Raw genomic sequence first — 20,319 nt, forward strand, 5'->3', positions numbered from 1 at the left:
CCAGGGTAGCGGGGGCACAGTGGCTCGCATGGACGGGTACGGCAGCGATCAGATCCGAGCGGCAGAACGAGGGCACCTCGCGGCGGGCGAGCCCCTCATGCAGCGGGCCGCCGACGGGTTGGCCGCGATCGTCGGCGACCTGTTGGACGACCCGGCGGTCCGACCCGGGGACGGCCCGGGTTCGGTGTTGGTCCTCGCCGGCAGCGGCGACAACGGCGGGGATGCCCTGTTCGCGGGGGCGCGGCTGGCGTCGGCCGGGAGGCACGTCACGGTCCTGCGCGTCGGCTCACGTGTCCACGAGGCGGGCCTGGCAGCGGCCCGGGATGCCGGGGCGCGCCTCCTGGACGACCCGGTGGCGGACGGTGCGAGCGGTTCCGCGTCGGGTGCGGCGGACATCCTGCACGCGGCGACCCCGCCGGTCGGCGAGCGGCTGGCGCAGGTCGGCCGGGAGGCCGCCCTCGAGGCGGACCTGGTGCTCGACGGGATCCTCGGCATCGGTGGCGGCGGACCGCTGCGGTCACCGGCGCGGGAGGTCGTGGCCGGCCTCCGCGAGCTGGCCCGGGAACAGCGTGCGCCGTTCGTGGTCGCGGTGGACGTGCCGAGCGGCATCGACGTGGACACCGGTGGCATCGCGGACGACCACGTGCTGCACGCCGACGTCACGGTGACGTTCGGCGGGGTGAAGGCCGGGCTGCTCCGGGGACCCGCGGCGACGCTCGCCGGACGGATCGAACTCGTCGACGTCGGGATCGGTGCGGACCTGGCGGCGGTGGAGCCGCTGGTCCGCACCTGACCCGCGCGGATCGCTCGCGCCGGACCGTCAGCCGGGCGACCGGGCGACCGGCGACCGGGCCGCCGGACGGTCGGTCGGGGTCAGACCGCGCCGGCGTCGACCCCGTGCTCGACGTCACCACGGGCCTCCAGCCAGGTGTCGACGAAGTGCCGGTAGTTGGCGGCGATGAGCTGTTCGGCCGCCTCGGTGTCCAGGTGCTCGCGGACGACGTCCTCGAGCGGTTCCTCCCAGTTGCTGCGGCCGATCGCGAACCCGACGAAGCCGTCGACCGGTGCCGCGGTGCGCAGCCAGGCGTCGAGCTGTTCCTCGGGCGCGTCCCGTCCCAGGACGATGCACTGCACGGTGTCCCGTCCGCCGCGTCGCGCGGTGGCCACGACGCGTTCGGCGTCCTCGCGACGGTCCAGGCCCTCGAGCTTCCAGACGTCCACCTCGACGCCGTGGTCCTGCAGGAACTCGAGCACCTGGACGACCAGGTCGGGCCGGAGGTCACGGTCGTAGTCGTCGACGGCCGACTGCTGCTCGTCGGTGCCCGGCACGAGCAGCTCGACGAGGAACGGGCGTCCGGCGTCGTGCAGGGTCGCCGAGACGCCGGCGAGCGCCGCTGCCTGCTGCTCGCGGTGGTCGGCGTCGAAGGCGGGGTTGTCCCGCACCAGGACCTTCACCCAATCCGGGTCGAACGCGTCGACGTGGTCGACCCAGTCGTCGCCGTACTCGAGCTCGAACCACTCGCGGCCGGAGCGCTCGACCGGCATGGCGAGCTGGAGTCCGGCCTCCTTGGCGAGCCGGGCGACGTCGGCGCCGTAGCGCTCGTCGACCAGGACGCCGGTGTGCTCGCGGGCGGCGCCGGCGGCCAGGGCGGTGAGGACCCCGCGGTAGACGAGCTGCTTGCCGGCGCGGACGCGTTCGGCCTCGGCCTCGTCGGCGGGCTCGCCGGAGTCCTCGTCGTAGGTGTGCTCGAGGAGCGAGGACCGCTGGTCCATCGCGAACAGGAACAGGGCGTGGGTCTCGTCGAGGATCGGCATCGCCCCGGTCTACTCCGTCGGGGCTCCCCGGTGGTCCGGGTCCGGGTCCGGGTCCGGGCGTGGTCCGGATCCGGGCACGGACCGGTTGCGGGCGCGGGCCGGTTGCGGGCGTGGTCGGTCGATCGTCCGTAGGTTCGGTCCATGACGTTCAACGACGACACCCGGCTGCAGGGCGGCAAGGTCAAGCGCCGCGGGCGCACCACGGCCATCGGCGGCGGCGCGGTCGGTGTCACCGCGATCGTGGTCTTCCTCATCGCCCAGTTCACGGGGGTCGACCTCGGCGGGCTCGTCGGCGGGGGCGGCGGCCTCACCCCGATCCAGCAGGGCGGCGCCGAAGCCACACCGATCGCCGAGTGCCAGACCGGCCGGGACGCCAACGCCGACGTCGAATGCCGGATGGAGGGCGCTGCCGAGTCGCTCGACGCGTACTGGAGCGCCGAGTCGCAGGAGCTCGGCACGACGTACTCGACGCCCGACTTCTTCCTGTTCGACGGCTCGACCGACACCGGGTGCGGCACTGCATCGGCGGCGACCGGGCCGTTCTACTGCCCGCCGGACCGTGCGATCTTCCTCGACACCGCGTTCTACGACGACCTGAAGTCGACCTACGGGTCCTCAGGCGGGCCGCTCGCGCAGATGTACGTCGTCGCGCATGAGTGGGGCCACCACGTGCAGCAGCTGCAGGGCACCTTCGCCGACACCGACCGCAGCGGCACCGGCGCCTCGTCCGGCAGCGTCCGCGTGGAGCTGCAGGCAGACTGCTACGCCGGCGCCTGGGTCGGGGACGCGGCGACGACGAAGGCCGCCGACGGCTCGACGTTCTTCGAGCCGGTCACCCGCGCCCAGATCGCCGACGCCCTGTCCGCGGCGAGCGCCGTGGGTGACGACAGCATCCAGGAGAAGGCGACCGGTCAGGTCGACCCGGACTCGTTCACGCACGGGTCCAGCGAGCAGCGGCAGCGGTGGTTCGAGCGGGGCTACGAACGCGGGGCGACGAGCTGCGACACCCTCAGCGTCCCGGGCTCGTCGCTCTAGGGGCGACGCCCGGTCAGTTGGCCGTGGCCGACGGCGACGGGGTCCCCGACGACGAGCTGCTCGGCGTCGGGGTGGGCGTCGGCGTGGAGTCGGTGCTGTCGGCGGCCGAGACCACGAATGTGCGGAACTCGTCGTTCGTCGACGCGGTCGTGTACTGGTACTGCTGGCCGTTGACCAGCACCAGCGGGGTGCCCGGGAACGTCGTCAGGTCGGAACCCGGGATGTCGCCGCCGCTCACCGCGGTGGTGCGCTCGTCGACCCACTTGCCGTAGCGCTGGTCGTCGATGCAGGACTCGATGGTCGAGCCGTGCCGCACACCCGGGATGCTCGTGATCAGCGAGCCGAGCTGCTCGTCCGTCAGGCCCGGCGTGCCCTCTTCCGGCTGCTTGGCGAACAGGGCCTTGTTCACGGCGAAGAACGAGTCCGGCGACTCCTGCGCCACGCAGGCTGCTGCGTTCGCCGCACGGAGCGAGTACTTCGTGCCCTGCGAGCGGTTCGACAGGATCGCGACGGGGTGGATGTCGATCGTCGCGGCACCGGAGTCGACCAGGCCCTCGATGTACTCGCTGTTCGTGGACTCGAACGCGCCGCAGATCGGGCAGAGGTAGTCGACGTACAGGGTGATCCGCACCGGGTCGGCCGAGTCGGTCGCACTCGGGGACGGAGCAGTCGAGGCGGCTGCCGGGTCCACGGCCTTCAGACCGGTGCTGATCGTGATGCCACCGTCGGCCATGGTGTCGGGGCCGGGTCCGGCGGGACGCGAGGAGTTCACGAGCACGAGCGTGACGATCGTGGCGGCGGCGACGAGCACCACGCCGAGTCCGATCTGCAGTCCGAGCCGGGCACCACGCTGGCGACGCTTCTGCTGGGCACGGGTGCGCTGGGCTCGCTCGCGGGCGGCGGCGCGACGCGCGTTCCGCTGGGCGCGGGCGTCACCTTCAGGGCGGTTGGTCATCGTGCGGCTGTCCTCCTGGTCGGTGTCCGCTCGGCCTCCCCCCGGTCGGCGGACGGACCCGCCGATTGTAGTGGCGGCCGATGGGAACCAGCCAACCAGCAGGGAACGCCCCGGGGACCGGCAGCTGCGCACTGGCGCCGCTGGGAGAACTCGTGTTGTATGACCAGTGATGGTCGACGACGACCATCCGCCGGCCCTCGCGGGTCGTCGCTTCACTACGGATCGTCCGGCACGTACCTGCCGGTGGAGAGGACCGAACGCTCATGGCGTCCGTCACCTATGACAAGGCAACCCGTCTGTACCCCGGAGGCAACCGCCCCGCGGTGGACTCCCTCGACCTGGACGTCGCCGACGGCGAGTTCCTCGTCCTCGTCGGCCCCTCGGGCTGTGGCAAGTCCACTTCCCTGCGCATGCTGGCCGGCCTCGAAGAGGTCAACTCCGGCGCGATCCGCATCGGCGACCGCGACGTCACCGACGTCCCGCCGAAGGACCGCGACATCGCGATGGTGTTCCAGAACTACGCGCTGTACCCGCACATGACCGTCGCCGAGAACATGGGCTTCGCGCTCAAGATCGCCGGCGTCGGCAAGGAAGAGCGCGCCACCCGCGTGCAGGAAGCCGCGAAGCTCCTCGACCTCGAGCAGTACCTCGGCCGCAAGCCGAAGGCGCTCTCCGGTGGTCAGCGTCAGCGCGTCGCGATGGGCCGTGCGATCGTCCGTCAGCCGCAGGTGTTCCTCATGGACGAGCCGCTGTCGAACCTCGACGCCAAGCTCCGCGTCCAGACCCGTACCCAGATCGCGTCGCTGCAGCGTCGTCTCGGCGTCACGACCGTCTACGTCACGCACGACCAGACCGAGGCCCTGACCATGGGTGACCGCATCGCGGTCCTCAAGGACGGCATCCTGCAGCAGGTCGGCAGCCCCCGCGACCTGTACGAGAAGCCGAACAACGTGTTCGTCGCCGGCTTCATCGGCTCGCCCGCGATGAACCTGCTCCCGGCCTCCGTGGTCGAGGGCGGCATCACCTTCGGCACGCTGAACCACCCGGTCGACCGCGACACGCTGTCGAACGCCCGCTCGGCCCAGGTCACGGTCGGCGTCCGCCCCGAGGACATCATCGTGTCCAACTCGGGCGAGGGCCTGCCGGTCACGGTCGACGTCGTCGAAGAGCTCGGCGCCGACGGCTACCTCTACGGCCACGCCGACGTGAACGGTACCCGTACCGACATCGTCACCCGCGTGGACGGCCGCAACCACCCGTCGATCGGCGACACCGTCGTCGTGAGCCCGAAGCAGGGCCACGTGCACATGTTCGACTCGGAGTCGGGCGAGCGCCTCGACGACAAGGCCGTCATCAGCGCGTAACGCTGGAAGTCACTCACAGGAGGCGCGGTGCCAGCTGGCACCGCGCCTCCCGTCCGTTCTCGTCCCAGTACCCAGAGGAACCCGCCGTGCCCGACTCCATGACCATCACCGCCGCCACCGTCGATCCCGGCCTGCTCGACCTGCCGTGGGACCTGCCCCTCGACGCCTGGCCGGAGGAGACGATCGTCGCGCTGCCGAAGGGCATCTCGCGCCACCTGGTGCGGTTCGTGCACCTCAGCGGGTACGTCGTCGCGGTGAAGGAGACCAGCGCCGAGCTGGCCCGGTCCGAGTACGACATGCTCCGCACCCTGCAGCGGATGGACGTGCCGTGCGTCGACCCCGTCGCGGTGATCACCAACCGGGTCGGCCGCGAGGGCGAGGAACTCCAGCCCGTCCTGGTCACCCGGCACCTGCGCTTCTCGCTCCCGTACCGCGCGCTGTACTCGCAGACGTTGCGCCCGGACACCGCGACCCGGCTCGTGGACGCCCTCGCGCTCCTGCTCGTCCGGCTGCACGTCATCGGTTTCTACTGGGGTGACGTCTCGCTGTCGAACACGCTGTTCCGGCGTGACGCGGGCTCGTTCGCGGCCTACCTGGTCGACGCCGAGACCGGCAAGCTCTACCCGGGCGGACTGTCGAACGGGCAGCGCGAGAACGACCTCGAGGTGGCCCGCGTGAACATCGCCGGGGAGCTCCTGGACCTCGAGGCCGGCGGGCGCCTGGACGAGAACGCCGACCCCGTCGACGTGTCGAACCGGATCGTGGCGCAGTACCGCACGCTGTGGACCGAGCTGACCGGCACCGAGCAGTTCGACGCGGCCGAGCGGTGGCGCATCAACGACCGCGTCGAGCGACTCAACGCCCTCGGCTTCGACATCGAGGAACTGTCGATCCGCACGGCCGACGCCGGTTCCCAGGTCCGGATCCAGCCGAAGGTCGTCGACGCCGGACACCACCAACGTCGTCTGCTGCGCCTGACCGGTCTGGACGCCGAGGAGAACCAGGCCCGACGACTGCTCAACGACCTCGACGCGTACCGGGCTCGCAACGGCCGCGAGGAGCTCGACGAGGAGATGGTCGCGCACGAGTGGGTCTCGCGGGTGTTCGAGCCCGTCGTCCGGGCCATCCCCCGCGACCTGCGTGGGCGACTCGAGCCGGCCGAGGTGTTCCACGAGCTGCTCGAGCACCGCTGGTTCATGTCCCAGCAAGAGGAGCGATCGGTCTCGCTGCCCGAGGCGACGACCGCGTACATCAACGACGTGCTGCGGCACCGCCGGGACGAGCGGACGCTGATCAACCCGCCGACGTCGTCGATCGCGCTGCCCCTCGACGACGAGGACGACGTCGACGACTGGCGCGCGTCCGTCTGAGGCGCTGCGGGCGGCGGGCGGCGGGCGGCGCTGCGCGCGGCGCTGCGCTGCGCGGGGGCGCTGCGGGCCGAGGTCGCAGAAACTGCCGTCCCCGGGCTACCGGGCGGCAGAACGTGCGACCCCGGCCAGCGCCCGCCGAGGTCGCGGGACGCGCCGCGTGCGACCGCCCGGGTCGCGAGACACGCCGAGCGCGACCGGCGAGGTCGCCGAACCTGCCGCCTCCCGACGCGCCAGGCGGCAGAACGTGCGACATCGGCTCCTGGAGGTGCGCGCACGGCGCGACCGGCGCGAAGGGCGAGGTCCGCACACGGCGCGACCGGCGAGGTCGCGCGACACGCCGAACGCGACCGGCGAGGTCGCAGAACCTGCCGCCTCCCGACCCGCCAGGCGGCATGACCTGCGACCTCGACACCCGCGACGGGCGCGGCGCAGGGCCGCCAGACGGACGGGAGGCCCGGTGCCGGTCTCGTGGACCGGCACCGGGCCTCCCGGGTGTCGTCTGGTGCCCGCTACGCGGAGCGACGGCGGCGCGCGACCTCCCACAGGGTGACGCTCGCCGCGATGCCGGCGTTGAGGGACTCCGTCGCGCTCGAGATCGGGATCGACACGATCGCGTCGCACGTCTCGGTGACCAGGCGGGACAGACCCTTGCCCTCGGAACCGACGACGATGACGATCGGCCGGTCGGCGAGTGCCAGGGCGTCGAGCTCGACGTCCCCGTCCCCGTCGAGTCCGAGCACGAACAGACCCATCGACTTCAGCGACTTGAGGGTCTGCGTCAGGTTCGGGGCCATCGCGACGGGCGTGCGGGCGGCGGCGCCGGCGGAGGTCTTCCACGCCGACGCGGTCACGCCGACCGAACGACGCTGCGGCACGATGACGCCGTGGCCGCCGAACGCCGCCGTGGAGCGGATGATCGCACCGAGGTTGCGCGGGTCGGTGATGCCGTCGAGGGCCACGAGCAGCGGCACCTGGTCGCGCGAGAACGCCCGCTCGACCAGGTCCTCGGACACGGCGTACTCGTACGCCGGGACCTTGAGCGCGACGCCCTGGTGCACGCTGTCGTGCCCCGTGATGCGGTCGAGCTCCGGGCGCATGATCTCCATGATCGGCACACCACGGTGGTTCGCAAGCGTCAGGATCTCCTTGACGCGGTCGTCGACCTCGATGCGGGCGGCAACGTAGAGCGTCGTCGACGGCGTCTTGGTGCGGAGCGCCTCGAGCACGGAGTTGCGACCGGTCACCAGCTCGCTGTCGTCGGTCTTCCGAGCGGGCGGGCGACCACCGGTGCGGGTCTGCGGCGCCGAGGCGCTGCTGCCACCACGACGGGTGCGGGCCGCTTCGAAGCGCTCCTTGGCGGCCTTGCGCTTGCCGGCCGGGTGGTACGGGCGGTCCTCGGCCTTCGGGGTCGGCTTGCGACCCTCGAGTGCCTGGGCACCCTGTCCGCCGGAGCCGACCTGCTTGTTGCCCTTGCGGCCGGTACGGACAGCGCCCGGACGACCCTTCTTGCTCCCCGAGACGTTCTTCATGCAGTTCTCCTGTTCGGCACTGCCGTGTTCAGGCGATGCTCCAGCGTGTTCCGGACGGTGTGTCCTCGATCGTGATGCCCGCGCCTGCGAGATCGTCCCGGACGCGGTCGGCCGTGGCGAAGTCCCGTGCGGCCCTGGCGTCGGCGCGCTCCTGTACGAGGCGTTCGACGAGGGCGGCGAGCGGTGCTGCGGAGGTGTCGTGCGTCCCACCCGACCAGTGCGGTGCACGCGGGTCGATGCCGAGCACCTCGACCATCGCAGCCACCTGATGGTACGCGACGCCGAGCGCTTCCGCATCGTCGGCGTCGAGCGCGGCGTTGCCGGAGCGGACGGTCTCGTGCAGCACCGCCAGCGCCTGGGGTACCGCCAGGTCGTCGTCCATCGCGTCGGCGAAGCCCTGCGGCACGGCCGGGGCGTCGGTCGGTCGGACGCCTTCGAGGCGTTCGGCAGCACGGGCGAGGAAGCCCTCGATGCGGTCGAGCGCGGCTTCGGCCTCGGCCAGGGAGCCGTCGTGGTGGTCGATCGTGGACCGGTAGTGGGCGGCGCCGAGGAAGTAGCGGACGACGACCGGACGTGCGGCGCCGAGGAATTCCGTGGCGAAGATCGAGTTGCCGAGCGACTTCGACATCTTCTGGCCGCCGACGGAGACGAGTCCGTTGTGCAGCCAGTACGAGGCGAAGGCGTCCCCGACAGCGGTCGACTGTGCGAGTTCGTTCTCGTGGTGCGGGAAGCGCAGGTCCAGTCCGCCGCCGTGGATGTCGAACGCGGGCCCGAGGTAGCGCCGGGACATCGCGGAGCACTCGATGTGCCACCCGGGGCGACCCGCGCCCCACGGCGAGTCCCAGCTGGCGGTCGAGGGCTCCCCCGGCTTGCTGCCCTTCCAGAGCGCGAAGTCACGGGCGTCCCGCTTGCCGCGGGGATCGGCGTCGGTGGCGTCGACCATGTCGTCACGCCGCTGCCGGGTGAGGGCGCCGTACTCGGGCCAGCTCGCGGTGTCGAAGTAGACGTCCCCGCTGCCATCCGCTGCCGGGTAGGCGTGACCACGCTCGACCAGCCGCGTGATGATGTCCTGCATCTGCGGGATGCTCGCCGTCGCCCGGGGCTCGTAGGTCGGGGGCAGGATGCCGAGCGACGTGTACGCGGCCGTGAACTCGAGCTCGACGCGGTACGCGCGCGCCCACCAGGGCTCGTCGGTGCCGTCGGCCAGGTCGAGGACCTTGTCGTCGATGTCGGTGACGTTGCGGACGAGCGTGACGCGGTACCCGCGGTGGCTGAGCCAGCGACGCCAGATGTCGTAGACCAGGGCGGACCGGAGGTGCCCGATGTGCGGCGAGGACTGCACCGTCGGACCGCAGACGTAGATGCTGACCTGTCCGTCGACCAGGGGCACGAGGTCGACGACGTCGGCGGCGCGGGAGTCGTACAGGCGAACGGTCACACGACAAGCCTAGAGGGCGTCCCCACCGGTGACACGGGACGGCCCGCAGCCTGTGGAGAACGGGTCGACGGCGTCAGCGGGAGCGGACGAGCGCCGTCGCGATCGCGGTGAGCCCCTCGCCACGACCGGTGAAGCCGAGACCGTCGGTCGTCGTGCCGGACACCGCCACGGGAGCGCCCACCGCCGCGGCCAGGGCGTCCTGCATCTCGTCACGACGGGCGCCGATGCGCGGGCGGTTGCCGATCACCTGGACCGTGACCCGCACGGGCTCGAGTCCGGCGTCCCGCAGCAGTTCGACGGCACCACGGACGAAGACGTCCCCGGAAGCGCCGGCGAACCGCGGGTCCGAGGTGCCGAACCGGCCGCCGATGTCCCCGAGTCCACCGGCCGAGAGCAGGGCGTCGCAGACCGCGTGGGCGACCGCGTCCCCGTCGCTGTGGCCGGAGAGACCGGGCTCGCCGGGGAAGTCGAGCATGCCGACGCGGCACGGCACGTCGGGGTCGAACGCGTGCACGTCGACGCCGAGCCCGACGCGGACGTCGACTCGTGGGTCGACGGAGCGGACTCCGGCTCGTTCGGCGACGACGGCCTCGGCACGACCGAGGTCCCACCGCGTGGTGACCTTGAACGCGTCGGCGTCACCCGGCACGGTGCGGACGACACCGCCGGCTGCCTGGAACACCCCGGCGTCGTCGGTCGCGGCCCGCTCCGCCACGGCGTACGCCCGACGGAGTGCGGCAAGCGGGAAGCCCTGCGGGGTCTGGACCCCGACGAGTGCGGATCGGTCGACGGTCTCGACGACGACGTCACCCGCGACCCGCTTGACGGTGTCGGTGACCGGCAGCGCGGGCACCACCCCGACACTGTCCCCCGACCCGACCGCGGCGAACACCCGCTCGAACTGCGACGCCGGCGTCAGACAGCGCGCGGCATCGTGCACGAGCACGGTCGCGACCGAGTCCGGCAGCACGGCCAGGCCGGCCTGGACCGACGCGTGGCGATCCGCTCCTCCCGGCACGACCGTGATGTACTCGGAAGCAGCCCCGGCGACCTCGGCGACGAGCGTACGGCCTTCGTCCATCCGGTCAGCCGGTGCGACGACGACCACCAGGGTCGGCTCGGCGAGGCTCAGGACGGTCCGCAAGGCGCGGACCAGCATGCGCTCCCCCGCGACCGGGACGAACGCCTTCGCGGTGCCGAGGCCGAGGCGGGTACCGGACCCGGCCGCAACGACGACGACCGCACGGGCTGCCAGAGCTGGGCTCTGCGCCGGTGCGGTCGTCGTGTCGTTCGTGGTGCGCAAGCGGGCGTCAGGACGCGAGGACCTCGTCGAGGACGGTCGATGCCTTGTCCTCGTCGGTCTTCTCGGCCAGGGCCAGCTCGGAGATGAGGATCTGGCGCGCCTTGGCCAGCATCCGCTTCTCACCCGCGGAGAGGCCGCGGTCCTGATCGCGGCGCCAGAGGTCGCGGACGACCTCGGACACCTTGATGACGTCACCCGAAGCGAGCTTCTCGAGGTTCGCCTTGTAGCGGCGCGACCAGTTGGTGGGCTCCTCGGTGAAGGGTGCCCGGAGGACCTCGAACACCTTGTCGAGCCCTTCCTTGCCGATCACGTCGCGGACGCCGACCAGGTCGACGTTGTCCGCCGGGACCTCGATCGTCAGGTCACCCTGCGTGACCCGAAGCTTCAGGTAGACCTTTTCCTCGCCCTTGATGACGCGAGTCTTGACTTCAGAGATGGTTGCCGCCCCGTGATGGGGGTAGACGACGGTCTCGCCGACCTCGAATTGCATGTATCAGGCTCCGTTCCCAGACCTCCAGTTTACCACAAGGGGCGTTCGGGTAAGGGGGCCGGCCACCCACCCTGACGTCCGGCCCCACCGGCGGCTGGGTAGGATGAGGGCCAGGGCCGCATGGTCCGTCATCGTGAACTTCCGGAGGAACCTCTTGCGAGCTCGGGTACTCGTGTCCGTCGCCGTCGCTGCGACGATCGCCCTCGGTGCGACCGGCTGCGAATTCTTGTCGCCGTCCCGCACCCAGGAGATCCGTCAGATCACCGACGGGGTGGACGTGTCGACCGGCACGATCGACGTGCGGAACGCCCTGCTCATCTCCGACAGCGGGAAGGACGCGCGGTTCATCGGCACGCTGGTGAACACCGGCAACGAGGAGCGCACCGTCACGCTCGAGGTGGACGGCGTCGACCAGACCGTCGTCGTCCCGGCGAACGACACCACCGTCCTGGCCGACGACGGCCAGCACGACACCGTCGACTTCGACGACGTCAGCGCGAAGCCCGGGTCGCTCGTGAAGATGTACTTCTCCTACGACGGCGCCGAGGGCGCTTCGGCCACGGTGCCGGTCCTCACCAGTGCGCAGGAGCAGTACGAGACGCTCGCACCGACCCCCACCCCGACGTCGACACCGACCGCGCCGTCGAACAGCGGCACCCAGCCGACCGGCGACGCCACGGCTCCGGGCACGCAGAGCGGCTCGCAGTCGGACTCCTCCGAAGGCGACAGCGGCACGAACTGACCGCACCGCACCAGCGGACAGACGGGAGGCCCGGGGCCGGTTCCGATGAACCGGCCCCGGGCCTCCCGTCTGTCCGTCGCGGCGGAGCCGCCGGCGACTCCGTCCGCGCCGGCCGGAGTCGCCGCGCCGGCTACGCCTCGATGCGGTACCCGAGCCCGCGGACGGTGACCAGCACCTCCGGCGTGCTCGGAACGCGCTCGATCTTCGAGCGGATCCGCTTGATGTGCACGTCCAGCGTCTTGGTGTCGCCGAAGTAGTCCGACCCCCAGACCCGGTCGATGAGCTGCCCACGGGTGAGCACACGACCGGCGTTGCGGAGCAGCAGCTCGAGCAGCTCGAACTCCTTGAGCGGCATCGGCGTCTCGGAGCCGTCGACGCTCACGGTGTGGCGCTCGACGTCCATCCGGATCCCGCCGACCTGCAGGATGCCCATGTCGCCCGGGTCGTCCTCGGTCCGGCGACGGAGCACGGCACGGATGCGGGCCAGCAGCTCGCGCGTCGAGTACGGCTTCGTCACGTAGTCGTCGGCACCGAGTTCCAGCCCGACGACGATGTCCACCTCGGAGTCCTTCGCGGTGAGCATGATGATCGGCACGTTGGAGCGGGTGCGGATCTGCCTGCAGACCTCGGTGCCGGAGAGCCCGGGCAGCATGAGGTCGAGCAGGACGAGGTCCGGGTTCTCGGAGTCGAACTTCGACAGGGCGGTGACCCCGTCGGCCGCGACGGCGGTCTCGTAGCCCTCTCGCTGCAGCAGGAACTCCAGGGGCTCGCTCAGGGCCGGCTCGTCGTCGACGATGAGGATCTTGGTCACGATGGCTGCTCTTCCATTTGCTCTTCGAGTGCTGTGGTCAGTTCGGGGTCGGCTTCGGGGATGCGGATCGTGAAGGTCGAGCCCTTGCCGGGCTGCGACCAGACGCGGACGTCACCGCCGTGGTTGCTGATGATGTGCTTGACGATCGCCAGGCCCAGTCCGGTGCCGCCGGTCGCTCGCGAGCGCGCGGGGTCGACGCGGTAGAACCGTTCGAACACGCGGTCGAGGTCGGCCTCGGGGATGCCGACACCCTGGTCGGTGACGGCGATCTCCACGAAGCCCTTGGTGCCGCGGACGCCCACGCCGACGCGGGTGTTGTCCGGGGAGTACTTGACCGCGTTCGCGATGAGGTTCGACACCGCCACCTGCAGCAGGCCCGGGTCCCCCATCACGCGGAGCTTCGACTTCTTCGCGCGGACGAGTTCGATGCCCCGGGCGCGGGCGACGACCTCGTTGCCGTCGATCGCGGCCTGCACGACCTTGTCGATGCCGGTCTCCTCGCTGGCCTCGAGCGCGTCGACGGACTGCAGCCGGGACAGCTCGATGATGTCCTTCGTCAGGGCACCCAGCCGTTCGGACTCGGTGACGAGCTGCGCGGCGAACTTCCGGACGTGCGCGGGGTCGTCGGCAGCGATGACGAGGGTCTCGGACAGCAGGCCGATCGCGCCGATCGGGGTCTTCAGCTCGTGCGAGATGTTGGCGACGAAGTCACGCCGGACCTCGTCGATGCGACGGCTCTCGGTCAGGTCGTCGGCCGTCACGAGCACGTACCGGTTGCCGAGCTGCGCGGCCCGGAAGCTCAGGTAGCCCATCACGTCACCCCGACCACCGCGGGGCAGCTCGAGGTCCTCGGCGCCCATCTCCCCGCTCCGCCGGACCCGGTCCACCAGCGCGGCGAGCTCGTCGTGCACGAGCTTCCGGCGCACGACCAGGCCGACCGCCAGCGCCTGGGGCGACGCCGCGACGACCGTGTTCGAGGGGTCCACGACCACGGCGGGGTTGTGCATCGTGGCGATCACGGCCGCGACCCCGTCGGGCAGGCTCCGCTCCGCCACGTCGGCTGCACGTGCCGTCCGCTCGGCGGTGATGATCAGCACCACGACGCCCGCGCCGAACACACCGCCGAGGAGCATCGACAGTGGCACGAGCCACGCGTTGTCCATGCCGCCAGTGTAGGAGTGGTCACACGCGGTTCGGACGCCGTTCACCGCCGGAAGCAGGCCGGATCGCGAACCGTTCAGCCGCAGGTCACCGACCGTTCACCTGCGCTGACGACACTCGTCCGGTACGCAGAGAGAGGCCCTCCCCCATGCGCGAAGTGTTCCAGCAGGAGCTCCAGGACGTCCAAGAGCGTCTGACCGAGATCGCCGGGCTCGTCGAGTCCGCCATCACCCGAGCCACCGAGGCGTTCAGCGAGTCGGACGTCTCCCTCGCCGAAGAGGTGATCGCCGACGACGCGAAGATCGACGCGGCCGCATCCGCCCTGGACGAGGTCGCCATCGACATCCTCGCCCGCCAGGCACCCGTCGCCCGTGACCTCCGCGTGGTCGTCACCGCCCTCCGCGTCAGCTCGTCGCTCGAGCGGATGGGCGACATGGCCGAGCACATCGCGCAGCTCGCCCGCCAGCGGTTCCCCGAGAAGGTCGTCCCGAAGGGCCTGCGCGGCACCTTCAAGGAGATGGGCAAGCACGACGTCGCGATGTCGCAGAAGCTCACGCGCCTGCTCGCCACCGAGGACATCGCGCTGGCCGCCGAGATCCGCGACGAAGACGACGCCGTCGACGAGCTGCACGCCAGCGTCTTCGACTTCGTGCTCGGCGAGGCGTGGAAGGGCGGGCCGGTCGACACGGTCGACGCGACCCTCGCCAGCCGGTACCACGAGCGGTTCGCCGACCACGCGGTCTCGATCGCGAAGAAGGTCGAGTACCTGGCGACCGGCGACTGGGCCGGCGCGGCCAACGTCACGACGTCCCCGGCCTGAGGCCCAGGTCCGGCGGTCCGGTCCCGCAGAGTCCGGTTCCGCAGGGTCCGGTCCCGCAGGGCTGGGTCCCGCACGACGCAAGGTGGGCGGTTGCTCGCAGCGGTACTCCGTTGCGCGCAGCCGCCCACGTTGCGTTCCGCGGGGGCGCGGACCTGGGAGGATCGGGGCATGGCCCAGGTCGCGATCATCGTCAACGGCATGCCCGGTTCCGGCAAGAGCACGGTGGGCGCCGCCCTCGCCGAGGTGCTCGGCTGCCCCTTCCTGTCGAAGGACCGGGTGAAGGAACCGCTCGCCGACATCGCCGGCCCGATGATCCCCTCGCGCACGCTCGGCGGCATCGCCATGGACACGCTCTGGTCCATGGCCGGAGCGGTCGAGAACGGGGTCGTCGTCGACGCCGTCCTCCTGCCGTCACGTGACCGGGACCACCTGGAGGCCGGACTCACCACCGCCGGGTCACCCCGCGTCGTCGAGGTGTGGTGCGACGTCGACCGGGCGACCGCCGAGGCCCGCCTGCGGGAACGGTACGAACCAGGCACGCTGCCGGTCCGCCACGAGGTCCACGGTGACCTCACCGACATCCTGGCGTTCTGGGACGAACACGAGGCGACCGCCGGCCCCGTCGGTGTGGGACCGGTCGTCCGGATCGCCACGGATCGGCCGTACGACGTCGGATCGCTCGTGCAGGAGATCGCCGCCCACTTCAGCTGATCGAAGACATCACATTCCGCATGTTCTCCGGAGGACACGGCAGGGTGCTCTTGGTCGGACCACGGCCGCGATCGAAGGAGCACCATGACCAGAACCACCACGCGCATCACCACGGCAGCCGTCAGCTGCTGCGTCGCCGGCCTGCTCGCCCTCGGCGCCGCCGCCCCGGCATCGGCAGCCACCTCGAGCGCCGCTGACCCCGGCACCCGGTCGAGCGTCGCCGAGACCGTCGCGGGCACGCCGTCGCCGGGGATCGACGGCATCGAAGTCCGCGACGGGAAGCGGTACCTCGTCGGCACCGGAATCCCGGGCGCGAACGCCCTGGTCGATCCGCTGAACGCGTTGGCGCGGGTCCAGTCCGACGGTCGTTGGAGCGCCGAGATCCGTCGCGACGTGACGTCCTTCAGCGTGCGACAGGGCCTCGGCGGCCTCGTGTCCAGCCCGGCGGTCTGGAACCTCGGCGACGCCCCGGTCCCCGCCGGCGCGACCCCGCCGCCGCCCGCGGCGCCGGACCGTCCCGTCGTCGAGGGCATCCGTCACGCCGACGGCAGGTCCTGGCTCGTCGGCACCGGGATCCCGGGAGCGACCATCTCGGTGAAGAAGAACTACGCGGGCATCTGGCGCGGCACCGTGGCCGAGAACGGCACCTGGCAGGTCGATGTCAGCAACGACTACGTCTTCCGGTCCGAGGTGAAGCAGGGCATCAACGGCACGATCTCGAAGGCCGTCCTCGTCGCCTTCAACACCACCGGCGACTCGTACGGCGGAGCGGAGTTCCAGCTCCTCTCGTCCTGATCCCAGGGGGCAGAGACAGCGGTGGCGCGGAGTGTCGAGACACTCCGCGCCACCGCTGTACCCGCTGTACTACTTCTTCGCGCCCTGGGCCGCGACGGCCGCGGCACCGGCGGCAGCAGCCTCCGGGTCGAGGTAGTACGCCGGCTTCGTCGGACGGAAGTCGTCGTCGAGCTCGTACACGAGGGGGATGCCCGTCGGGATGTTGAGCCCCGCGATGTCGTCGTCCGAGATGCCGTCGAGGTGCTTCACCAGCGCCCGCAGCGAGTTGCCGTGCGCCGTGACCAGGACCGTCTTGCCCGCGCCGAGGTCCGTCGTGATGTCGGACTCCCAGTAGGGCAGCAGCCGGTCGATGACGAGCTTCAGGGACTCGGTCCGGGGCAGCTGGTCGCCGAGGTCCGCGTACCGACGGTCGCCGGCCTGCGACCACTCGGCGTCGTCGGCGATGGGGGGCGGCGGCACGTCGAACGAGCGGCGCCACTCCATGAACTGCTGCTCGCCGTACTGCTCGAGCGTCTGCGCCTTGTCCTTGCCCTGCAGATCGCCGTAGTGCCGCTCGTTGAGACGCCAGTCGCGCTTGACCGGCAGCCAGGCCAGGTCCGCCTCGAGCAGGGCGATGTCGGCGGTCTGGATCGCCCGGGTCAGCAGCGACGTGTACAGGACGTCGGGGACGATGCCGGACTCGGCGATGAGACTGCCGGCCCGCTTCGCCTCCTTCTCGCCGAGCTCCGAGAGCCGGACATCGACCCAACCGGTGAACAGGTTCTTCTGGTTCCAGTCACTGTTGCCGTGACGGAGCAGGACGAGCGTGGAGGTCATGCGCCCGAGTCTACCGAGCGGTGCTCCGCCCGTACCCTGGTCCCATGCCCGGGAACTCGTCGCCGATCGGCACCGTCACCCGTGGCACGACCGGGCACAACCGCCTCCGTCGCGTGGACCGGTGGATCGCGACGCTCCCGGTCCTCCGCCACACCGACGATCCGCTCGTCGCGGACGTCGGCTACGGCGCGAGTCCGACGACGACGCTCGAGATGCGCGACCGCCTGGCCCGGGTCCGACCCGACGTCGAGGTCACCGGCATCGAGATCGAGCCCGCCCGTGTGGCGATCGCGAACGCGGGGACCCGCGACGGGGTCACGTTCCGGTTGGGCGGGTTCGAGACCCCGACGCCCGACGGCCGACGACCGGCGGTGATCCGGGCCTTCAACGTGCTCCGGCAGTACGACGAGTCCGCCGTGGTCGGATCGTGGCGGATCATGCAGGACCGGCTGCAGCCCGGCGGCCAGCTCGTCGAGGGCACCTGCAACGAGGTCGGTCGCGTCGCCTCGTGGGTCACGCTCGACCGGGAGGCCCCGCACACCTTCACGGTCGCGCTGCGGTTGGCAGGGCTCGACGTCCCGAGCATCGTGGCCGAGCGGCTGCCGAAGGCGCTCATCCACCGCAACGTCCCGGGCGAGCGGGTGCACGGGTTCCTCCGCGACCTCGACCTGGCGTGGGCGGTCGCGGCACCGCTCGGTACGTACGGTCCGCGGCAGCGCTGGATCGCGGCGGTCCGGGGCATGCGCGACCGCGGCTGGCCGGTCATGCACGGGGTCGCTCGCTGGCGCCTCGGCGAGCTCAGCGTCCCCTGGGCTGCGGTCGCCCCCGCCTGACCGAGACTCGGCCAGGCGGACAGATCCGCGGCCAGCAGCGCGCGGAAGTGTCCGCAGAGCCGAGACTCGGCGCCGCAGCCACGCGCGCAGCAGAGACGCGCGGCGGGACTACGGGCGGCGGACCGCTCCGAGACGCGGCAGACGCGGCACGTCGGCCGTCGCACCGGCACCCGGCGGGACGATGACCTGCTGCGCCGCCGTCACGACGACGTCGTCCGCTGCGAGGGTCAACACGGCGGTCGGGTCGAGGGACCGCTTGACGACCGCCAGGCCGACCGGTCCGAGCTCGTGGTGCGTGGCCGAGGCGACGAGCCGCCCGACCTCGGTGCCGTCGAGCAGCACCGGGCTACCGGGCGCGGGCACGACGCCGTCGGAACCGTCGAGGTGCAGCATCACCAGGCGCCGCGGCGGACGTCCGAGGTTGTGGACCTTCGCGACGGTCTCCTGCCCGCGGTAGCAGCCCTTCGACAGGTGCACGGCCGAGCGGAGCCAGTCGAGCTCGTGCGGGATCGTCCGCTCGTCCACGTCGGACAGCGAGGGACGCCAGGCCGCGATCCGCAGGGCCTCGAGTGCCAGGAGGCCCGCGGTGGGAACGTCCGACGCGGCCACCTGGGCAGCGGTGTCGGGCGTGACCACGGCGATGCGGAGGGTCCAGTCGGCGCCGGGGTGGGCCTCCTGGTCGGCGTAGCCCCACCCGCCGGGCGTGACGGACGCCCACGGGTCGGTCCAGGTCGCCAGCGGCTCGGCACCGTGCAACGGGTCGGCGCCGTCGAACCAACCGAGTGTCGCGAGGTCGGCGGATCGGTCGGTGACCTCGACGCGCAGCATGAACCGCATCGACGAGAGCCACGCGGCGACCGGCTCGGCGTCCGCCGGCTCGGTGAGCAGCCAGGCGGTCTCGCCGTCGTCGACGACCCGTGCGGCGTGCTCGACCCGACCGGAGGCGTCGAGCACCAGGGTCTCGGTGCTCACGCCCGGCGCCAGGCCGAGCAGCAGCTGGGAGGTGATCGAGTTCAGCCAGGACAGGCGGTCGGGTCCGGACACGGCGACGACCCCGAGACCGAGTTCGACGACGGCACGACCGCGGGCGAGCAGACGCTGCTCGCCGATCGGGTTGCCGAAGTGGGCGGCGGGCCCGGTGGCGGACGCGACGAACCCGTCACGCACGGCGAACGGCGACGTCATCAGTCGACCTTCGCGAGCTGCCCCGAGGCGTGCGAGGTGAGTTCACGTCCCAGGGCGGCGATGTCCCACGCCCAGAAGAGCTTGCCCTCGACCAGCCCGTACATCCGGGTGGCGGCCGAGTACTCCTTGGCGTTGGCGGAGCGCATCACGGCGTCGGTCGCCAGGTCGATGCGGCCCTGCTTGACGCGGCCCACGTAGAGCTCGTTGACGCCGGTCGGGTGGATGATCGCCGCTTCGACGTCGAAGCCGTTCGTCTGGTTGCGCAGGGTCTCGACGCTCTGCGTGGTCGAGAACGGCACCGGGCCGTCGCCGAGCAGCAGCGCCGGACCGCGGTCGCCCGGTTCGGACGGCCGGTCGAGCCGCCAGTAGCCCATCTCGGCAGCGAGCGGGGTGTGGTCGTCGTCGAGCAGCCACGTCGTCGACGAGTAGTTGAGGTACGGCAGGCCGTCGTGGCTGAAGCTGATGCGCTGACCGAACTCGTACGTCCGGACGTCGTCGTCCTCGCCCAAGGGGTACTCGACGACTCCGGTGCCTTCCCAGACGCCGACCAGCCACGACAGCGGGACGAGTTCGGCAGAGAGGCCCTCGGGGAGTTCGATCACCGCTGGCCCTTGAAGAGCTTGACGACGACGGTCACCGAGATGAAGGCGATCGCGAGCGACGCCAGGCCCAGCAGGCCCACGTAGAAGAGCTCGAGCGCAAGCAGCGAATCCATGCCGGAAGTCTACGCGGACCGGACCGAGAAGCCAGCAGGCTCAGCGCGCCAGCAGGATCAGCGCCGTCACGAGGACGACCACGAACGACCCCGACGACGCGATGCTGATCCGCTCCACCAGGCCGTCCTTCGTCTGCGTGGCGAGCTGCAGCACGAAGCTGACGAACACGGCCGCGACGAAGACGAGCAGCAGCCAGGCGAACGAGTCCTTCTGCGTCAGGGTGAGCACGAGCACCGACCCGACGACCGCGAGCAGCCACACCGGCACGACCGACGTCAGCCGCAGCCGGCGCTGGCTCGGCACGACTTCCGGGTCGGGGCCCACGGGGGGCGTCGTCTCGCTCACGTCCCCATCATGACAGCCACGTGCTGCACCGTCCGTCGGGGTGGGCGCCCCGGGCTCACTAGGATGGCGCAACGACGTCTTCTCC

21 protein-coding genes are annotated in these 20,319 nt (G+C 71.4%); 9 read left to right on the forward strand and 12 right to left on the reverse strand.

Annotated features, from left to right (window positions below; all coding sequences use genetic code 11):
- Positions 1-28 precede the first annotated feature (28 nt).
- Positions 29-793 (forward strand): NAD(P)H-hydrate epimerase, encoded by a 765-nt coding sequence (locus DEI97_RS15125; protein WP_111073797.1) that lies wholly within the window; start codon positions 29-31, stop codon positions 791-793.
- A gap of 80 nt (positions 794-873) precedes the next feature.
- On the opposite strand, the gene DEI97_RS15130 is transcribed toward DEI97_RS15125, so the two are convergent.
- Positions 874-1,815 (reverse strand): 2-deoxy-5-keto-D-gluconate 6-phosphate aldolase domain-containing protein, encoded by a 942-nt coding sequence (locus DEI97_RS15130; RefSeq protein WP_111073798.1) that lies wholly within the window; start codon positions 1,813-1,815, stop codon positions 874-876.
- Between the two features lie 141 nt (positions 1,816-1,956).
- Here DEI97_RS15130 and ypfJ point away from each other — a divergent pair, with 141 nt between their 5' ends.
- On the forward strand, positions 1,957-2,850 hold the full coding sequence (gene ypfJ / locus DEI97_RS15135) for a KPN_02809 family neutral zinc metallopeptidase (RefSeq protein WP_111073799.1): 894 nt from the start codon (positions 1,957-1,959) through the stop codon (positions 2,848-2,850).
- A 13-nt stretch (positions 2,851-2,863) separates the two neighbouring features.
- Here the strand turns inward: ypfJ and DEI97_RS15140 are convergent, their stop codons facing one another.
- Entirely contained in the window at positions 2,864-3,805 is a 942-nt protein-coding gene (locus tag DEI97_RS15140) for a DsbA family protein (RefSeq protein ID WP_111073800.1), read from the reverse strand.
- A gap of 263 nt (positions 3,806-4,068) precedes the next feature.
- Here DEI97_RS15140 and DEI97_RS15145 point away from each other — a divergent pair, with 263 nt between their 5' ends.
- Entirely contained in the window at positions 4,069-5,169 is a 1,101-nt protein-coding gene (locus tag DEI97_RS15145; RefSeq protein ID WP_111073801.1) for an ABC transporter ATP-binding protein, read from the forward strand.
- Between the two features lie 86 nt (positions 5,170-5,255).
- Positions 5,256-6,539 carry a DUF4032 domain-containing protein gene (locus tag DEI97_RS15150; protein ID WP_111073802.1) on the forward strand — a complete coding sequence of 428 codons (1,284 nt, stop codon included), beginning with the start codon at positions 5,256-5,258 and terminating at the stop codon, positions 6,537-6,539.
- Between the two features lie 509 nt (positions 6,540-7,048).
- Here the strand turns inward: DEI97_RS15150 and rlmB are convergent.
- The 4 genes from rlmB to DEI97_RS15170 form a co-directional block, all read right to left on the reverse strand.
- Complete coding sequence (rlmB, locus tag DEI97_RS15155) at positions 7,049-8,068, reverse strand: 23S rRNA (guanosine(2251)-2'-O)-methyltransferase RlmB (RefSeq protein WP_111073803.1); 1,020 nt, start codon at positions 8,066-8,068, stop codon at positions 7,049-7,051.
- A 28-nt stretch (positions 8,069-8,096) separates the two neighbouring features.
- Positions 8,097-9,506, reverse strand: coding sequence for a cysteine--tRNA ligase (gene cysS / locus DEI97_RS15160; RefSeq protein ID WP_111073804.1), 1,410 nt, complete (start codon positions 9,504-9,506; stop codon positions 8,097-8,099).
- A gap of 73 nt (positions 9,507-9,579) precedes the next feature.
- Positions 9,580-10,761 carry a 2-C-methyl-D-erythritol 4-phosphate cytidylyltransferase gene (ispD, locus tag DEI97_RS15165; protein WP_111074177.1) on the reverse strand — a complete coding sequence of 394 codons (1,182 nt, stop codon included), beginning with the start codon at positions 10,759-10,761 and terminating at the stop codon, positions 9,580-9,582.
- A 55-nt stretch (positions 10,762-10,816) separates the two neighbouring features.
- A complete protein-coding gene (locus tag DEI97_RS15170; protein WP_017888066.1) occupies positions 10,817-11,299 on the reverse strand; it encodes a CarD family transcriptional regulator in 483 nt (160 codons plus the stop codon).
- 172 nt (positions 11,300-11,471) lie between these two features.
- Here DEI97_RS15170 and DEI97_RS15175 point away from each other — a divergent pair, with 172 nt between their 5' ends.
- On the forward strand, positions 11,472-12,041 hold the full coding sequence (locus tag DEI97_RS15175) for a DNA modification methylase (protein WP_111073805.1): 570 nt from the start codon (positions 11,472-11,474) through the stop codon (positions 12,039-12,041).
- A 130-nt stretch (positions 12,042-12,171) separates the two neighbouring features.
- Here DEI97_RS15175 and DEI97_RS15180 read toward each other — a convergent pair whose 3' ends face one another.
- Both DEI97_RS15180 and DEI97_RS15185 read right to left on the reverse strand, forming a co-directional pair.
- On the reverse strand, positions 12,172-12,852 hold the full coding sequence (locus DEI97_RS15180) for a response regulator (protein ID WP_110903429.1): 681 nt from the start codon (positions 12,850-12,852) through the stop codon (positions 12,172-12,174).
- Entirely contained in the window at positions 12,849-14,015 is a 1,167-nt protein-coding gene (locus tag DEI97_RS15185) for a sensor histidine kinase (protein ID WP_111073806.1), read from the reverse strand. The genes DEI97_RS15180 and DEI97_RS15185 overlap by 4 nt, the downstream gene beginning before the upstream one ends.
- Positions 14,016-14,161: 146 nt before the next feature.
- On the opposite strand from DEI97_RS15185, the gene phoU reads away from it, so the two are divergent.
- From phoU to DEI97_RS15200, 3 genes are all read left to right on the forward strand, one after another.
- Complete coding sequence (gene phoU / locus DEI97_RS15190; RefSeq protein WP_111073807.1) at positions 14,162-14,833, forward strand: phosphate signaling complex protein PhoU; 672 nt, start codon at positions 14,162-14,164, stop codon at positions 14,831-14,833.
- Positions 14,834-15,001: 168 nt separating this feature from the next.
- Positions 15,002-15,544: a P-loop nucleotide/nucleoside kinase family protein gene (locus DEI97_RS15195; RefSeq protein WP_111073808.1), complete on the forward strand. Its 543-nt coding sequence runs from the start codon at positions 15,002-15,004 to the stop codon at positions 15,542-15,544.
- Positions 15,545-15,628: 84 nt separating this feature from the next.
- Positions 15,629-16,339, forward strand: coding sequence for a hypothetical protein (locus tag DEI97_RS15200; RefSeq protein ID WP_111073809.1), 711 nt, complete (start codon positions 15,629-15,631; stop codon positions 16,337-16,339).
- 69 nt (positions 16,340-16,408) lie between these two features.
- On the opposite strand, the gene DEI97_RS15205 is transcribed toward DEI97_RS15200, so the two are convergent.
- A complete protein-coding gene (locus tag DEI97_RS15205) occupies positions 16,409-17,155 on the reverse strand; it encodes a phosphoglyceromutase (protein WP_111073810.1) in 747 nt (248 codons plus the stop codon).
- A gap of 44 nt (positions 17,156-17,199) precedes the next feature.
- Here DEI97_RS15205 and DEI97_RS15210 point away from each other — a divergent pair, with 44 nt between their 5' ends.
- Positions 17,200-17,988 (forward strand): class I SAM-dependent methyltransferase, encoded by a 789-nt coding sequence (locus tag DEI97_RS15210; protein WP_111073811.1) that lies wholly within the window; start codon positions 17,200-17,202, stop codon positions 17,986-17,988.
- Positions 17,989-18,096: 108 nt separating this feature from the next.
- Here DEI97_RS15210 and ygfZ read toward each other — a convergent pair whose 3' ends face one another.
- From ygfZ to DEI97_RS15225, 3 genes are all read right to left on the reverse strand, one after another.
- Positions 18,097-19,173 carry a CAF17-like 4Fe-4S cluster assembly/insertion protein YgfZ gene (gene ygfZ / locus DEI97_RS15215; protein WP_111073812.1) on the reverse strand — a complete coding sequence of 359 codons (1,077 nt, stop codon included), beginning with the start codon at positions 19,171-19,173 and terminating at the stop codon, positions 18,097-18,099.
- Positions 19,173-19,775 (reverse strand): heme-binding beta-barrel domain-containing protein, encoded by a 603-nt coding sequence (locus DEI97_RS15220; RefSeq protein ID WP_111073813.1) that lies wholly within the window; start codon positions 19,773-19,775, stop codon positions 19,173-19,175. The genes ygfZ and DEI97_RS15220 overlap by 1 nt, the downstream gene beginning before the upstream one ends.
- 153 nt (positions 19,776-19,928) lie before the next feature.
- Complete coding sequence (locus DEI97_RS15225; protein WP_146248056.1) at positions 19,929-20,234, reverse strand: hypothetical protein; 306 nt, start codon at positions 20,232-20,234, stop codon at positions 19,929-19,931.
- Positions 20,235-20,319: the final 85 nt, after the last annotated feature.

Origin of the sequence: Curtobacterium sp. MCLR17_032, assembly GCF_003234795.2 — a bacterium.
Lineage (GTDB): Bacteria > Actinomycetota > Actinomycetes > Actinomycetales > Microbacteriaceae > Curtobacterium.

Excerpts from the sequence above, each read along its gene's own strand:
- DEI97_RS15125 (WP_111073797.1), top strand. The coding sequence starts at position 29 with ATGGACGGGTACGGCAGCGATCAGATCCGAGCGGCAGAACGAGGGCAC.
- DEI97_RS15170 (WP_017888066.1), bottom strand. The coding sequence starts at position 11,299 with ATGCAATTCGAGGTCGGCGAGACCGTCGTCTACCCCCATCACGGGGCG.
- DEI97_RS15195 (WP_111073808.1), top strand. The coding sequence starts at position 15,002 with ATGGCCCAGGTCGCGATCATCGTCAACGGCATGCCCGGTTCCGGCAAG.
- DEI97_RS15185 (WP_111073806.1), bottom strand. The coding sequence starts at position 14,015 with ATGGACAACGCGTGGCTCGTGCCACTGTCGATGCTCCTCGGCGGTGTG.
- ygfZ (WP_111073812.1), bottom strand. The coding sequence starts at position 19,173 with ATGACGTCGCCGTTCGCCGTGCGTGACGGGTTCGTCGCGTCCGCCACC.
- rlmB (WP_111073803.1), bottom strand. The coding sequence starts at position 8,068 with ATGAAGAACGTCTCGGGGAGCAAGAAGGGTCGTCCGGGCGCTGTCCGT.
- DEI97_RS15205 (WP_111073810.1), bottom strand. The coding sequence starts at position 17,155 with ATGACCTCCACGCTCGTCCTGCTCCGTCACGGCAACAGTGACTGGAAC.
- DEI97_RS15145 (WP_111073801.1), top strand. The coding sequence starts at position 4,069 with ATGGCGTCCGTCACCTATGACAAGGCAACCCGTCTGTACCCCGGAGGC.
- phoU (WP_111073807.1), top strand. The coding sequence starts at position 14,162 with ATGCGCGAAGTGTTCCAGCAGGAGCTCCAGGACGTCCAAGAGCGTCTG.
- DEI97_RS15140 (WP_111073800.1), bottom strand. The coding sequence starts at position 3,805 with ATGACCAACCGCCCTGAAGGTGACGCCCGCGCCCAGCGGAACGCGCGT.
- ypfJ (WP_111073799.1), top strand. The coding sequence starts at position 1,957 with ATGACGTTCAACGACGACACCCGGCTGCAGGGCGGCAAGGTCAAGCGC.
- DEI97_RS15210 (WP_111073811.1), top strand. The coding sequence starts at position 17,200 with ATGCCCGGGAACTCGTCGCCGATCGGCACCGTCACCCGTGGCACGACC.
- DEI97_RS15200 (WP_111073809.1), top strand. The coding sequence starts at position 15,629 with ATGACCAGAACCACCACGCGCATCACCACGGCAGCCGTCAGCTGCTGC.
- DEI97_RS15130 (WP_111073798.1), bottom strand. The coding sequence starts at position 1,815 with ATGCCGATCCTCGACGAGACCCACGCCCTGTTCCTGTTCGCGATGGAC.